This window comes from Aureibacillus halotolerans (genome assembly GCF_004363045.1).
Lineage (GTDB): Bacteria > Bacillota > Bacilli > Bacillales > DSM-28697 > Aureibacillus > Aureibacillus halotolerans.
Genome location: NZ_SNYJ01000005.1, coordinates 39405 through 53672 on the forward strand (window position 1 = coordinate 39405; position 14268 = coordinate 53672).

General features: G+C 44.0%; 12 protein-coding genes and 1 pseudogene. 8 read left to right on the forward strand and 5 right to left on the reverse strand.

The window, feature by feature from the left end:
* Positions 1–231 precede the first annotated feature (231 nt).
* From cdaA to glmS, 4 genes are all read left to right on the forward strand, one after another.
* Entirely contained in the window at positions 232–1053 is an 822-nt protein-coding gene (gene cdaA, locus EV213_RS07500) for a diadenylate cyclase CdaA (protein ID WP_133579902.1), read from the forward strand.
* The gene (locus EV213_RS07505) at positions 1046–2362 is read left to right on the forward strand and encodes a CdaR family protein (RefSeq protein WP_133579903.1); all 1317 of its coding nucleotides are present in this window, start codon (positions 1046–1048) and stop codon (positions 2360–2362) included. Before cdaA ends, EV213_RS07505 begins: the two co-directional genes overlap by 8 nt.
* Positions 2363–2454: 92 nt before the next feature.
* Positions 2455–3804 carry a phosphoglucosamine mutase gene (gene glmM, locus EV213_RS07510; protein ID WP_133579904.1) on the forward strand — a complete coding sequence of 450 codons (1350 nt, stop codon included), beginning with the start codon at positions 2455–2457 and terminating at the stop codon, positions 3802–3804.
* A 414-nt stretch (positions 3805–4218) separates the two neighbouring features.
* Positions 4219–6021, forward strand: coding sequence for a glutamine--fructose-6-phosphate transaminase (isomerizing) (gene glmS, locus EV213_RS07515; protein WP_133579905.1), 1803 nt, complete (start codon positions 4219–4221; stop codon positions 6019–6021).
* Between the two features lie 322 nt (positions 6022–6343).
* Here the strand turns inward: glmS and EV213_RS07520 are convergent, their stop codons facing one another.
* From EV213_RS07520 to EV213_RS07535, 4 genes and pseudogenes are all read right to left on the reverse strand, one after another.
* Positions 6344–7594, reverse strand: coding sequence for an FtsW/RodA/SpoVE family cell cycle protein (locus tag EV213_RS07520; RefSeq protein WP_133579906.1), 1251 nt, complete (start codon positions 7592–7594; stop codon positions 6344–6346).
* The gene (locus EV213_RS07525; protein WP_133579907.1) at positions 7591–8022 is read right to left on the reverse strand and encodes a PadR family transcriptional regulator; all 432 of its coding nucleotides are present in this window, start codon (positions 8020–8022) and stop codon (positions 7591–7593) included. Before EV213_RS07525 ends, EV213_RS07520 begins: the two co-directional genes overlap by 4 nt.
* 2 nt (positions 8023–8024) lie before the next feature.
* Complete coding sequence (locus EV213_RS07530) at positions 8025–8573, reverse strand: sigma-70 family RNA polymerase sigma factor (protein WP_133579908.1); 549 nt, start codon at positions 8571–8573, stop codon at positions 8025–8027.
* 295 nt (positions 8574–8868) lie between these two features.
* Positions 8869–9909: pseudogene (locus EV213_RS07535) on the reverse strand (oxidoreductase); the annotation flags it as partial.
* 193 nt (positions 9910–10102) lie between these two features.
* Between EV213_RS07535 and EV213_RS07540 the strand changes: the two are divergent.
* The 4 genes from EV213_RS07540 (at position 10103) to EV213_RS07555 (ending at position 13390) form a co-directional block, all read left to right on the forward strand.
* A complete protein-coding gene (locus tag EV213_RS07540) occupies positions 10103–10543 on the forward strand; it encodes an Lrp/AsnC family transcriptional regulator (protein ID WP_133579910.1) in 441 nt (146 codons plus the stop codon).
* 51 nt (positions 10544–10594) lie between these two features.
* The gene (locus tag EV213_RS07545) at positions 10595–11065 is read left to right on the forward strand and encodes a hypothetical protein (RefSeq protein ID WP_133579911.1); all 471 of its coding nucleotides are present in this window, start codon (positions 10595–10597) and stop codon (positions 11063–11065) included.
* Between the two features lie 128 nt (positions 11066–11193).
* Positions 11194–12678: a UDP-N-acetylmuramoyl-L-alanyl-D-glutamate--2,6-diaminopimelate ligase gene (locus tag EV213_RS07550; protein WP_133579912.1), complete on the forward strand. Its 1485-nt coding sequence runs from the start codon at positions 11194–11196 to the stop codon at positions 12676–12678.
* Between the two features lie 43 nt (positions 12679–12721).
* Complete coding sequence (locus EV213_RS07555) at positions 12722–13390, forward strand: NUDIX domain-containing protein (RefSeq protein WP_208112726.1); 669 nt, start codon at positions 12722–12724, stop codon at positions 13388–13390.
* On the opposite strand, the gene EV213_RS07560 is transcribed toward EV213_RS07555, so the two are convergent.
* Positions 13371–13967, reverse strand: coding sequence for a hypothetical protein (locus tag EV213_RS07560; protein ID WP_133579913.1), 597 nt, complete (start codon positions 13965–13967; stop codon positions 13371–13373). The two genes, EV213_RS07555 and EV213_RS07560, sit on opposite strands and share 20 nt — an antisense overlap.
* Positions 13968–14268: the final 301 nt, after the last annotated feature.

Here is a 14268-nt window from a genome sequence, read left to right on the forward strand (position 1 = left end):
GAGGTGCACGGCACCGCGCAGTGACCCCTTCATATTGATATTCTACTTTTCCATCACCCCCACATGTCCTTAAAATGGACGAGGGGGACGAAAGGTCTAGGTGAAAAAGGGGCAAAAGTAAGACGCTGCTGATTCCTATTGATGTGCCATTCTGTGATATAATGAGGCTGGTGTTGGGCATGATGACCAATACAACCGCTTTAATTTTTCGTACCGAAGGAAGTGTGAGGGATGAACTTTGAAGAACTCCCTTGGATTCAATATGTAACGACGATCGTGGATATTCTTGTCGTTTGGTACGTGGTGTACAAGCTGATCATGCTCATTCGTGGCACGAAGGCCGTGCAGCTGTTAAAAGGCATCGTCGTCATTTTTGGTGTCTGGTTCATTAGCAGCTACTTTGGTCTCCGAACGTTGGAATGGCTGATGGGCGAAGCGGTCACCTGGGGTTTCCTTGCCGTCATTATCATCTTTCAGCCGGAGCTTCGAAGGGCACTCGAACAATTAGGGCGAGGCAAGCTTTTCTCAAGGGGCTCCTTTAATGAAGAAGATGAGCAGACACGGACGATTGAAGCCATAGGCAAAGCAGTTCAGTACATGGCCAAACGTAGAATTGGGGCATTGATCTCGATTGAACGTGAAACCGGCTTGAATGAATATGTTGAAACCGGTATTCAAATGAATGCCAGACTTACCTCTGAGCTACTCATTAACTTGTTCATTCCAAACACCCCGCTCCATGATGGCGCCGTCATTCTTAAACAACAAGAGATTGCCGCAGCGGCGTGTTACTTGCCCCTCTCAGAAAGCCCGTTTATTACGAAAGAGCTTGGGACAAGGCACAGAGCTGCATTGGGAATCAGTGAAGTCACAGACTGTCTGACAGTTATCGTGTCTGAAGAAACGGGCCAAGTGTCGTTAACGAAGAATGGGGAATTACACAGAGATTTAACAATTGATGCATTAAAGGAAATGCTTTCAGAAGAAACCATGTTGCCTGCCAAATCTGTCACCGCATCTAAGTGGCAATGGAGGGGGCGTAAAAATGGATAAATTGATGAATACGCCGTGGTTCGTCAAGATTATTTCACTCGTGCTGGCGGTTTTGTTGTTTTTGATCGTCACGACCGAAACGACGCCGGGGGACAGGAACAATTCAAATGTGCTTCCGCAAGTTTCGGAAACTGAGGAAATTTACAACGTTCCAATTGCCACTCATACTGAGGGTCCGCAATATGTTGTGTCGGATGAAGCACAAACGGCAGACATTTACTTAGAAGGTCCGACGAGTGTGATTCGTGCCACGTTAAACCAGCAAAATTTTGAAGTGTTTGTCGATGTGACAGGCTTGGAGCCTGGCACGCATGAGGTGGATGTCCAATACTCAGGCTTCTCCAATCGCCTTAACGTGACGTTAGACCCTGCGCAGATCAATGTAACGATTGAGCCAGAGGTATCAAATGTCTATCCTGTAAGCATAGACTATATTAATCAAGGGAATATGGCAGAGGGTTATAGTGCGGGAGATGCGATCGTACAACCAGATTCCGTGAGGGTGACTGGGCCGCAAAGCGAAATGGAACGCATTGCGCTTGTGAAAACCTGGATTGACCTAGCCAATATTTCAGAAACCTTCCAGTCGAATGCACTTGTTAAGGTATACGACCAACGAGGCAATGAGCTTGATGTGACTGTTGAACCATCTAGTGTCGAGGTCGAAGTGCCGGTGGCTGCCCCTAGCAAAACCGTTCCAATTGAGGCAGTAGGAACTGGGGATGCCGCAGAAGGCTTCGAAGTCTCAAATCTTTCACCTACGCCACAGCAAGTGACGATCTCCGGTCCACAGAACGTGCTTGACGGTATTGAGCGCATACAAACGGAGGGAATTGACCTCTCTGGCATCGACAGCAGCGACGCTATTGAAATCGGACTCGACCTTCCGGAAAGCATTACGGCAGATCCAGAGACGGTAACAGTTGATGTCACTGTAGATGAAATTCCAGATGCGACGGTCCAAGTGCCAGAAGTGCAGGTGCAAGCTGAAAATGCCCCTGAAGGAGAGGAAATTGCCATTTCCGCTCCTCAAGGCGGCGTTATGAATGTGTCTGCCACTGGAGCTGAAAGTATTTTGAGTGGTCTGACCAATGAGGACATCATTGTCATAGCTGATTTATCAGGCCTTGGACAGGGAACACATGAGGTGCCTTTGCAGGTGACTCCTGTCGACGGGATCGCATTCACGCTGCCACGTCAAACCGCAGTGGTGACGATCGGCACACCAGACAATACGGAAGCACCACCACCAGCAAACACTGAGGACACGGATGCAGAAACTGACACGACAGCAACAGACGCAGCATAGAACGGTTTTGGCAAACGTGCCAGACAAATGCAGGTTCGCTTGAATCTGCGAAATAATCGTTTTTGCAAAAAACGAAGGAGCGATTGACTTTTATGGGTAAATATTTTGGAACAGATGGTGTACGTGGCGTGGCCAACAGCGAATTAACGCCAGAGCTTGCGTTTAAGATTGGCCGTTGCGGCGGATATGTACTGACCAGAAACAACGAAAAGCCAAAGGTCCTGATTGGAAGAGATACACGCATTTCTGGACATATGCTTGAAGGCGCTCTCGTCGCAGGATTGCTGTCTATTGGGGCAGAGGTGATGCGCATTGGCGTTATATCTACACCGGGCGTTGCTTATTTAACGAAGGCAATGGGCGCTCAAGCAGGGGTCATGATTTCTGCGTCCCATAACCCTGTGGAAGACAACGGCATCAAGTTTTTTGGCCCAGACGGTTTTAAATTATTGGACGCTCAAGAAGCGGAAATTGAGTCTCTTATTGATGCAGCGGATGATGAACTGCCACGTCCAGTCGGCGCAGACTTGGGTCAAGTCACTGACTACTTTGAAGGCACACAAAAATACCTACAATACTTAAAACATACTGTGGATGAAGATTTCGATGGCCTACATATTGCCCTCGACTGTGCACACGGAGCAACTTCTTCGTTGGCTTCGCATTTGTTTGCTGACCTTGAGGCGGATATTACGTCAATTGGCACATCGCCAAACGGCTTGAATATTAACGCTGGTGTGGGCTCCACCCACCCTGAGACTTTAGCTGCTGTGGTGAAGGAAAAAGGCGCGGACGTTGGTTTCTCCTTTGATGGAGATGGCGATCGTCTGATTGCGATTGACGAGAACGGACGTGTGATTGATGGCGACTACATTTTGTACGTTTGTGCGAAATTTATGCGTGAGGAAAATCGCCTAAAAAACAATACCGTCGTTAGTACTATTATGAGCAATATTGGGTACTACAAAGCCCTCGATGAGATCGGTATACGCAGTGCAAAAACAGCTGTTGGCGATCGTTATGTGATGGAGGAAATGCGCAAAGGTAACTTTAACCTTGGTGGTGAGCAGTCTGGGCACATCATTTTCCTTGATTACAACACGACCGGAGATGGCTTGCTGAGTGCATTGCAGCTTGCCAATATTATGAAAGTGACGGGAAAACCACTCTCTGAGCTGGTCGCTGGGATGGAGAAGTTTCCGCAGCATTTAGTGAACGTGCGCGTCATTGACAAAAACAGTATGAACACAAACACGCGTATTCTTGAGACGATTGAACAAGTACAGTCCGAAATGGGCGAAAACGGCCGCATTCTCGTTCGACCATCGGGTACAGAGCCACTCGTACGTGTCATGGCAGAAGCACCGACGGAAGACGAGTGTCGCATTTACGTGCAGCGCGTCGTTGATGTGATCGAAGAAGAGCTGGGCATGAAGGCGTAAGGCAAATGGCATAGCCGTCACCAAATTAGGTCGAACGGCATACCAGTAGTAATGAGACATAAAGCGGCAGAGAGTTGACGAATGAATCTTTGCCGCGGTATCATAGGTGCGTGTTCGAGCCAGCCGTTCGGGCATGTCTTTTATTCTAGTAAAGAAAGAGAGGGTTGGACGTTTCCTAGTTTCATAAAGCGCCTGAACTAAACGGAAGGTTTAGTTGACGAGGAGGAGGATCATCGAGCATCGGCGGATGCCTCCCGGCCGTAGTAGCTTCGGTCGTTAAGATTGTGTTCAAAACAGAGAGGTGACTCTTTGAACAAAAACACAATCACAAGCTTTCATACAAAACGAAAAGAACAGCGGGGGCGAGAAAGCCCTGCTTTCATCGCCCTCGTTAGTTTGAGAGGATGAAAGCACATGTGCGGAATTGTAGGATATATTGGATCGGAACAGGCAAAGGAAATTTTGTTAAAAGGTTTGGAGCGTCTGGAGTATCGTGGGTATGACTCGGCGGGTATTGCCCTCATGGACGCGAATGGCGTGAAGGTGTATAAAGAAAAAGGCCGTATCGAAGCGCTTCGTGGCGTTGTCGCTGACGACGCAGTTGGCGCAACAGGCATTGGTCATACACGTTGGGCAACACACGGCGTACCAAGCCATGCAAACGCGCATCCACACCAAAGCGAATCGGGTCGTTTTACGCTTGTGCATAACGGCGTGATTGAAAACTATCAGGAGCTTAAAACCGAGCATCTGATGGACGTTGGCATGACAAGCGACACCGACACTGAAATCATTGTCCAGATTGTTGAGCAGTTCACAAAGCAAGGTCTAGAGGCAGAAGAAGCGTTCCGGAAAACGCTTGGCCTATTAAAAGGGTCCTTTGCGCTTGCGTTGCTCGACAATGAAACCCCAGGCCGAATTCTTGTAGCCAAACAAAAAAGCCCATTGCTTGTTGGGTTAGGGGAGCATGGAAATGTCGTCGCTAGTGATGCGATGGCCACCCTTGCACTTACCGATCAATATGTGGAAATTATGGACGGAGAGGTCGTTGTGCTCACCGAGAATGCGGCACACATCTCTGCGCTCGACGGCACACCTGTGTCTAGAGAGCCCTACACCGCGGAACTGGATGCGGCCGATATTGAAAAAGGCACGTATCCGCACTTTATGCTCAAGGAAATCGATGAGCAGCCGCTCGTTATGCGCCGCATTATCCAGCAATACAAAGACGAATCCGGCAAACTAAAGGTGGACGAAGGCGTTCGCCAAGCCGTTAAAGCCGCCGATCGTTTGTACATTATTGCGTGTGGCACGAGCTGGCATGCAGGTCTCGTCGGCAAGCAGTTTCTAGAAACGATTGCCGGAGTGCCTACTGAAGTGCACATTGCCAGTGAGTTCAGCTACAACATGCCATTGTTGTCTGAGCGCCCGTTGTTTGTCTTTATCTCACAGAGTGGGGAAACCGCCGACTGCCGCAGCGTCCTTGTTGACGTGAAACAGCTCGGGCACCCTACGCTCACGATTACCAATTCGCCAGGCTCGACGTTGTCGAGAGAGGCCGATCATACATTATTGCTGCACGCTGGTCCGGAAATTGCGGTGGCTTCGACGAAAGCCTACACTGCACAGATCGCTGTTCTATCGATCTTGTCTGTCGATGTGGCCAATGGCAAAGGACGCACGCTCACGTTTGATCCATTGCAAGAATTAGCGATTGTCGCCAATGCGATGGAAGTGCTGTGCGCCCAGAAGGACGACTACGAGCAAATCGCTCGCGATTATCTATCCGAGACACGCAACGCCTTCTTTATCGGCCGCGCTGTCGATTATTACGTCGTGATGGAAGCTGCGCTGAAACTGAAAGAAATCTCGTACATCCAGGCAGAAGGCTTTGCCGGTGGCGAACTGAAGCACGGCACGATTGCCTTAATTGAAGACGGCACGCCAGTCTTCGGTCTGATCACCCAGGAGCATGTCGCAGGCCACCTACGAGGCAACCTGCAGGAAGTTGCCGCCCGTGGCGCCAACACCTGTGCGATCGTGTCCCATGACCAGGCTCGCCCAGGCGACCAGCACGTGCTGCCCGAAGTGCATCCGCACTTCAGCCCACTCGCCAGCGTCATCCCATTCCAGCTCATCGCATACTACGCCGCTCTTCATCGCGGCTGTGACGTTGATAAACCACGGAACTTGGCGAAGAGTGTTACGGTGGAGTAGGTTTATTGCAATAAAGTAAAATCAATGAGAACCGGAACAGTACCAAGTGTACATAATTCCGGTTCTTTTTGGTTTTACATTGATCTTTTTTATGCTTGTTTAACTATATTCATACAATAATTTCTCATCTGATGAAAAAGGCTTTTGCATAGAAGGATGTTGGCCCCCTCATATAAACTCGCTTAGAAGCAAATGTCACAGCCTTTGCGTCACCTTCTGCGTTCTCAGACACGCCCTAGTCGTTTAACGAATTGTCCTGTCCCTATATGGTAGAGTCTTCTCATAGCTTTAATAGAGTATTTGGTAACGGTTATACACTAAATCAATTTACCAGTGTAGGTTCTACAATATCCTTTCTTCGATAAACGCTCAGAATCAGGCCTAATAGTACAGAGTACCCTAGCAACAGGCTTCCTCCATAACTAATAAACGGCAAGGGTACAACCATGATGGGGACTATTCCAAGACCCATTAGAATGTTCCAACAAGCGGGGACAATAAATAATGCAGCCCCTCCGATGGCTAATAATTTGCCGAATACATCCTTTGTTTTAAACGCATTTAATGAAATTCGCAAAATAAATACAAAGAGAAGTAGACAAAGGGTAATTCCGAATACCCACCCAAGAGAATAGACGAGAAATGGGAATACAAAATCGATATGTGCTTCAGGGAGCTTTAGATCATTGTAAAGTCCCTGGCCGAACCAACCAGCCTCTGAAAGGATATCGTTCAATGGTATGAGTGTATCAGAGAGATGGTTTTTAGGTAATTTAAAAATCATCGTACTAATGAAAATGATACCTAGAAGCAAATGACCCACGGCTACTTTAATGGCAAATTGTTTATGGATATAAGAAAACACATACATGGCTAATACGCATAAAACATATATCATACTAAACATAAAATGTGGGATTATGATGTAGAGAAGGGCTGGAGTCCAAAATAGGAATAATAGCATTCCATGTTTTTTCCACCCCTTAAACGCATTGATTTTGGCAAAAATGCCGGCCCACGCTATGAGAAATAAAAATAAGGATATAGCTGGTCCGTCAATCGTAATACCCCCGAAAGAAATCCATCTTTTTGCTCCGTTAAGCTCAATGCCAACTAAAAACGTTGTGAAAAATAGGAGTATGCCACCTCCATAAAAATACATCCACAAGTTTTTCAGTTTCCTGTAATCAAAGAAAAGAAACCCTATGAGAGCAAGAATAGCAAGGACGAGCCAGACGACTTGTTTTTTCATAAAAGAAAAGCTAGGTACTGAAACCCCACCAATCAGTGGAAGAAAACTAATGCCTGCAAGAATAACAAATAAAACAATAAGGAGCCAATCCATTCTCGGTTGATGAAGAAGATTCATGTTTTTACCAACAGTAGAGGGATCGCCCATCTCCTGCATTGCCTTTTTGTCCGCATCCTTTATAGATAATCCGCCTTTTTGAAAGGATTGGCTTAGCTCTTCCATATGACTACTAAGCTCTTTTATGATCATATGATGAGCTTCCTTGGATTTCACTTTAGAGATTACTTTATTTAAATAGCCCTCAAATTTAGAAGAACTCATAAAGAATCCTCCTCAATTAGATATTTCAGTGATGCATGTTGTTTAGAATCTCTATGTTCGCAAGCAGCTAGATATTTTTTTCCTTTCGTAGTTAGGGAATAGTATTTCCTGTCTTCCATCCATTTTGAAGTAATGATTTTCTTATTTTCTAGTAGATGTAAAAGGGTGTAAATCTGGCCTTCATTGCTTTTGAAGCTAAGCTCGTCTTTTCGAAATAGTTGGGTGGAAATATCGTACCCATACTTTGCTTCATGTTTCAGTGAATCTAATACATTTTTAAGGGTTTCTACTTTCCAATACTCGAGGTCTAGGTGAGATTGCTTCCTCCGGATCGTTTCTTTCACCGCATTTTTTCTCTCCTCGGAAAAAGAAAGGCCTTCAAAATCTTTTTTAAAAGAATTCTTTAAGCTATAGAATGGATCGCCCATCGTTAAACCTCCTTTTTCATCTTATTCTTTAATAATTCTCTGGCAGTTTTTAATCTCGTTTTCAATGTATTGCTATTTACATCCGTAATCTTGCTGATATTTACTAAAGAAAGCTCCTCGTAGTAATATAAAAAAACAACTTCTCTGTATTTTACTGGTAACTCCATAACAGCACTCGTTAAACGATTTGCTACATTTTTTGAGATGACTTCCTCGTCCACATGGTTTGATTTAGATGGGATATAGTCCCAAACTTTATCGCTGAATTTTACTTTACGATAATGCCAACTACGTAAGTAATCCTTACAATGATTAATGGCAATTCGATACAGCCACGTTTTTATGGATGACTTATCATTAAACTGACCTAATTTTTCATAGCACTTAATAAATATCTCTTGCGTTAAATCCTCAGCTGTCGTTCGATTCTTTACATATGAAAAAACAAGATGCAGTACATCATCGCTGTAGTTATCCATTAATTGGCCGATAATTTGCTCAGTATTTTCTATGCAATTACTATTTATTTCTATTTCCTCAAGTTCAGCCATCTACGTTTCACCCCTTTCTCCATTTTAGACGAAGCAAGCATCCTTTTGGTTTGGAAAAATTTTAAGAAAATCAAGTGAATCATTGTCGTAATGCGCCTTTTAAAAAAACATCGAAGAACAGAAAACCAATGATGCTTTAAAAAAACGATGATGATGCAGCCATTGACTGGTTCATTTTGAGCCGGTCAATGGTTAATTTTGATGCGCGTTGGACGACAGAAATCCCCCATCGCCTGATAAAGGATGGGAGGGACGAGGAAGGACTTATCATGGAAACGCTGCTTGACAAATGAAGTTAAGTTAGGACGTGAAGGTGTTGAAACGTATCGTATTCACGCAATCGCCACCCTTCACTCACCCGATGGACAAAATCCGGATTGGCTAATAAAGGTCGACCGAATGCTGCAAGATCGATGGTACCGTCTGTGAGTGCTGGTTCAACCGTACTTGGGTTGAGATTGCCGACACCGATAACGACGCCATCCCAGTATTTACGAACCAATTGGTGAAATGTCTTCCCATTGGTGATCTCTTGTGTGAAGTCATTCGTTGATGGATGAATGATTTTAACACCGGTCTCATGAAAGACATCGATATACGTTTGAACCGCATCTTCTGGATGCTCCCACTTATAACTTGGGTTTTCATCCTTTAATTCAGAAAAACGGATGATCTTTCGATCCGCACCAACTTTGGAAATGACGGCTTTCAGTACCTTTTTCATAAACGTCAACCGTTGACGAAGGTCACCACCATATTGATCTGTGCGATGATTGGCTAGTTTGTATGTAAATTGATCGATGAGATACCCATGTGCTCCATGGATTTCGACACCATCGAACCCCGCTTCCATAGCGTTTTTAGCGGCCGTAGCAAACTGAGCGATCACGTCCTCAATATCTTCAATTGTCATTTCTTCAGGCATATCATAAGGTTTTCGTAATCGATGCACGAGGCCATCGACTCTTATTGCTGAAGGGGCTTGCGAGGGATATCCACCTGTTAATTCGTGGTGACTGAGACGGCCAACATGCCAGAGCTGTGCAACAATTGTCCCGCCAACCTCATGGACCGCATTTGTGACGTTTCTCCACGCGTTTATCTGTTCACGTGTATAAAGACCAGGCACGCCAGTCGTTCCTTTTGCACGTGGACTAATGATAATTCCTTCTGTAATGATTAAACCAACGCCATCTGCAGCGCGTTTTTGATAATAATTCACAACATCTTGACCAACGACCCCTGTCTCATTATCTGCGAAACTGCGCGTCATCGGAGACATGACAACTCTCGAACGAAGATCCCAAGCTCCAATTCTTGATGGTTTTAAAAGCTTCTCCGGTATCTTTTGCATATGCATTGCACTCTCCTTTATTTTAGATCAGGATTGATTTATGGTTGCAACACATAGTATATAAATAGCTACCTTTATTTTACATACATAAACGAATGTGTTTTCCTTAAAAGACCTTAGAAAATAAGGAGATATGGTAAAATAACAGACAAAAATAAAGTCGAGGTGACATGACGTGGATTCAACCGATGCGAAGATCCTTAAGTTGTTACAAACGAATGCACGAAGAACGATTGCAGACATAGGAAAATTAATTAATATGACACAGCCTGCTGTAAAGGAGAGGGTGAGAAAGTTAGAGGAAAAAGGGGTAATTTCGTCTTATGGAGCATCTTTGTCTCCCAGTAAGCTTGGGAAAGAGACCACAGCATTTGTCCTGTTTCAAACAAACAGCTGCGAAAAGTTTATTGATTTTTGCGAAAGTCATCCGGATGTTATTGACCTTCATCGTATTAGTGGTCAACATAATTATCTAGTGAAAGTTGTTACAGAATCAACGCGATCATTGGACGAATTCACAGATGCCTGTGGCCAATTTGGGTTTTCGACTTCTCTAATCGTGCTATCCACTCCTTTTGAACACAAACCGCTCCTTCCTAACAATGTAGAGGTGTGAATAGGGTATGAATGAATAATTAATGTTACGTTTGAAAGGTAGGAGAAAACAATGAAAAAGAAACATTTTGTCCTCATTGGCCTCGTCCTGTTGTTGGCCGTTGTCTTTGGTCCGAAAGTGTATGAGGCAATTGAAAACCATATCTATCAGAAAAATCATGTAGGTGCCGTCATGGTCAGTCTCTATATCACAATACATGATAAATATGTGGAAGATGGAGAGTACTTTATAGAGTTGCTCTTAGGCGATGAGGTCACCAAGTATTACAATCTGGAAAACCCAATAAGAGCATACAGGGCTGAAAATGCTGAGGTGTATCATGCAATTGACTTGTCTCGCCTAGAAGATTATCCGGGCGTCACTTTAAGATCATCAGTCCATGTAGACAATCTAACTGAACAAGAGGAAAAGATTCTTAAAGAAGATCCGTTTTTTATTATTTCCTCACAAAAATACAGCAAATACGTTGAAGTGATTAGCGTATCGGATTCTTTAGAACAAGAGAAGAGCCGGAACCAATAAATGTTTTTAAAGTTGGAACTGGCCGAAGTTTCTCTAGAGATCCAATTCATTTATCGTTTTTAAAAGTGAATTGATACAAAAGCATACATAGACTAATAGGTGCCAAAACAATGAAAGGGGGCGCCGTATTGAGATTAAAAGAACTCGCTGATTTGTTAATGGTGAAGAAAATTGATGGCGACATCGATGTTGATATCACAGGCATCCAAATGGACTCCAGAAAAATAGAAAAAGGGAATCTGTTTGTTTGTGTGCCTAGCATGAACGGGTTATTGGACGATCGGCATCAATTTATAGATGATGCTGTTTCAAAAGGTGCAATTGCGACGATCGTAGAAAGAGACGTCGGAAATCATCCGAATGTTACAAAAATACATGTCAAAAGTGCGAGATACGCTATGGCGATCATGTCAGCTCATTTTTATGGACACCCATCGAATGCTCTTAGATTGTACGGGATCACCGGGACAAACGGCAAAACCACGACAAGTTATATCATTGAAACGATATTTGCTAGTCACAAGCTTACTATGGGGTTAATGGGCAATAACGGCATGAAAATAAATGGGACGTTCTATCCGACAGACATAAACACGCAAGAGCCGCCAGTCCTGCAAAAAAACCTAAGGCAAATGGTGAATCAAAACGTGGACTGCTGCGTCATGGAGGTGAGCTCCCAAGGTCTAGACATGGCACGGGTTGTAGGCTGTCATTTTACTGTAGGTATTTTCACAAATCTAACGCAAGATCATTTGGATTACCATAAGACATTTGAAAGTTATAGAGATGCAAAAGGGTTATTGTTCTCTCGGCTTGGCAACAACAGCTCTCATAAAAATAGACAGTATGCGGTATTAAATGCGGATGACCCAGTGTCCAATCATTTTAAAAATAGAACGGCTGCCGAAGTTATCACATATGGAATTAAAGAAAGTGCGGATGTTTCTGCAAAGGAGATCACCATTGGCGCGACTGGCATTTCTTTTCGCTTAGAGTCATTTAAAGGCAACATTGATATAGAACTAAAACTCATTGGACGATTTAATGTGTACAACACTTTGGCTGCGATCACGGCTTCACTGATTGAAGGGATACCTCTTGAACGTATTAAAAGTAGCTTAGCAACTATGGACAATGTTCGCGGGAGGATGGAGCTGGTCAATGCTGGGCAAAACTTTCTCGTTCTCGTCGACTATTCACACACACCAGATGCTTTAGAAAATGTATTAACGACCCTGAAGGAGTTCTCTAAAGGCCGGATTATCACCGTATTTGGATGTGGTGGCGATCGAGATGCTAGCAAGCGTCCAAAAATGGGGAGAATTGCGAGTGCTTTGAGTGATCATGTGATAATTACTTCGGATAATCCAAGATCAGAAGACCCAGTAAAGATCGTGACAGAAATCGCAGCTGGTATTGATAATTCTTCGACCAATTATGAGCTTATCAATAACCGGGCTACAGCCATTCAAGCAGCCATACAAATGGCATCAAAAGATGATATTGTTTTAATCGCTGGCAAGGGTCATGAAAATTATCAGATTCTACACTCTGAAACCATCCATTTTGATGACAGGGAAGAAGCGATCAAAGTCCTCAATACACTTGACTAAAAACGGTCAACATCATGTTCACTGAAAGCGGAGGTGTTCCCTCTTGTCCATAGCCATTGAAAAGGTTACAGCGTTCATCACTCGATCACGAGCAGGCGTAACGGAACTTTTATTGTTCGAACACCCACATGCAGGCATCCAACTTCCTGCTGGAACGGTGGAGGTTGCTGAAAGCCACAGAGCTGCCGCTGTCCGAGAAGCAATGGAGGAAACAGGCATCCAGCAGTATAAAGGCACTAAATATATCGGGAAGATGGAGAGTGAGCTCCCGACAGATCAATTTGCCGTCACAACTGATACCAAAGTGTATTCAAGACCGGACACGACTAGCTTTGATTGGGCGAGATTTCTTAGGGGAATCAGGGTAAACCTTCAGCGGGTGGAGGGGAGTTTTTCTCAGGTTTCCTATGAAGAAAATGATCAACTTGTTCATCCTAATTACACGACGTATCATATTATGGGATGGGTTCCGACAGACTGTTTGACCAACAGGATGGTCCGCTACTTTTATCATTTGTCTGTAGAGGACGATGGACGTCAGAGCTGGGTTGTTGAAGTGGACAACCACCACTACCGTTTGTTTTGGTCGCCAATTGAGCATTTGCCGGCGATTGTGACTCCGCAGCAAGCGTGGATTGAGTATGTGTGTAATGAACTTCATTATCGGTTTGATGAGGCTGCTAAAAGTAATCCTAACGATACTGCTCAATAAAGTATTCTCGAAACTCCTCGTGCTGTTGCTGGGCGTGATCACTCAAACGCAATTCGTTCGTGTCAAAATCATTTTCGAAGTTATATTTCCCTTGAGTGACCCCATTCATTACATACGTATCTTCTTCTTCATTGTAGTCTAAGAAAAGAAGGTACTCTTGGCCTTCTTCCATTAACGTATACCCACCAGTAGAGAACCGCGTCTTTCCTAGCGGGAAATGGTTATCGTATACATACGTCGGTTCTATCACAGTAATGGTTTCTCCCGGTTCAAAGTTATAAACTGTAGGCGATTGGTATTTGATCTCTGATAGTTTAAATTCGGTCATTGTATAAGCAATTTCTACATATCCTTCCCGAGTCGTTCTCAAGTAATTTTCATTTTCGACAGGAGTCCCAGTTAGAATGAAGTCACTAGCTTCTTCGAGGGGAGCGGGCGTTTCGAACACTTCATAATTCGCCTGCACAGTTTCAAAAGTAACTCTTTCTTCTAAATAGAAGTAAGCTATGGCTGAAGAGATCAAAACCATGACAGTTAAGATGATAATAACCTTCTTTCTTCTCAGAGATTGAGCCATCGGATAACACTCCTCTTTTCTTACTTATCCCCAAAAAACCCTTTTGTTTAGTTTAAACAAATCATAATACCTTTGCATTATAAATACGATAAGAAGGGGTATTTTGAGGGAAATCATTTACATACTGGCGGTCAAATGTATCATTTGGGCTTTGTTTACCTTATTTAAAAATGATTCACTTTTAAGAGTGGGCAAGTGGTTCCAATTTGAACATTGAAGAAGATGGACACTAATTCCGCAATCAAAAAGAAATCTCCAACAACGACCGATGCTATACTAATTAGGATATGACACAGAGAAG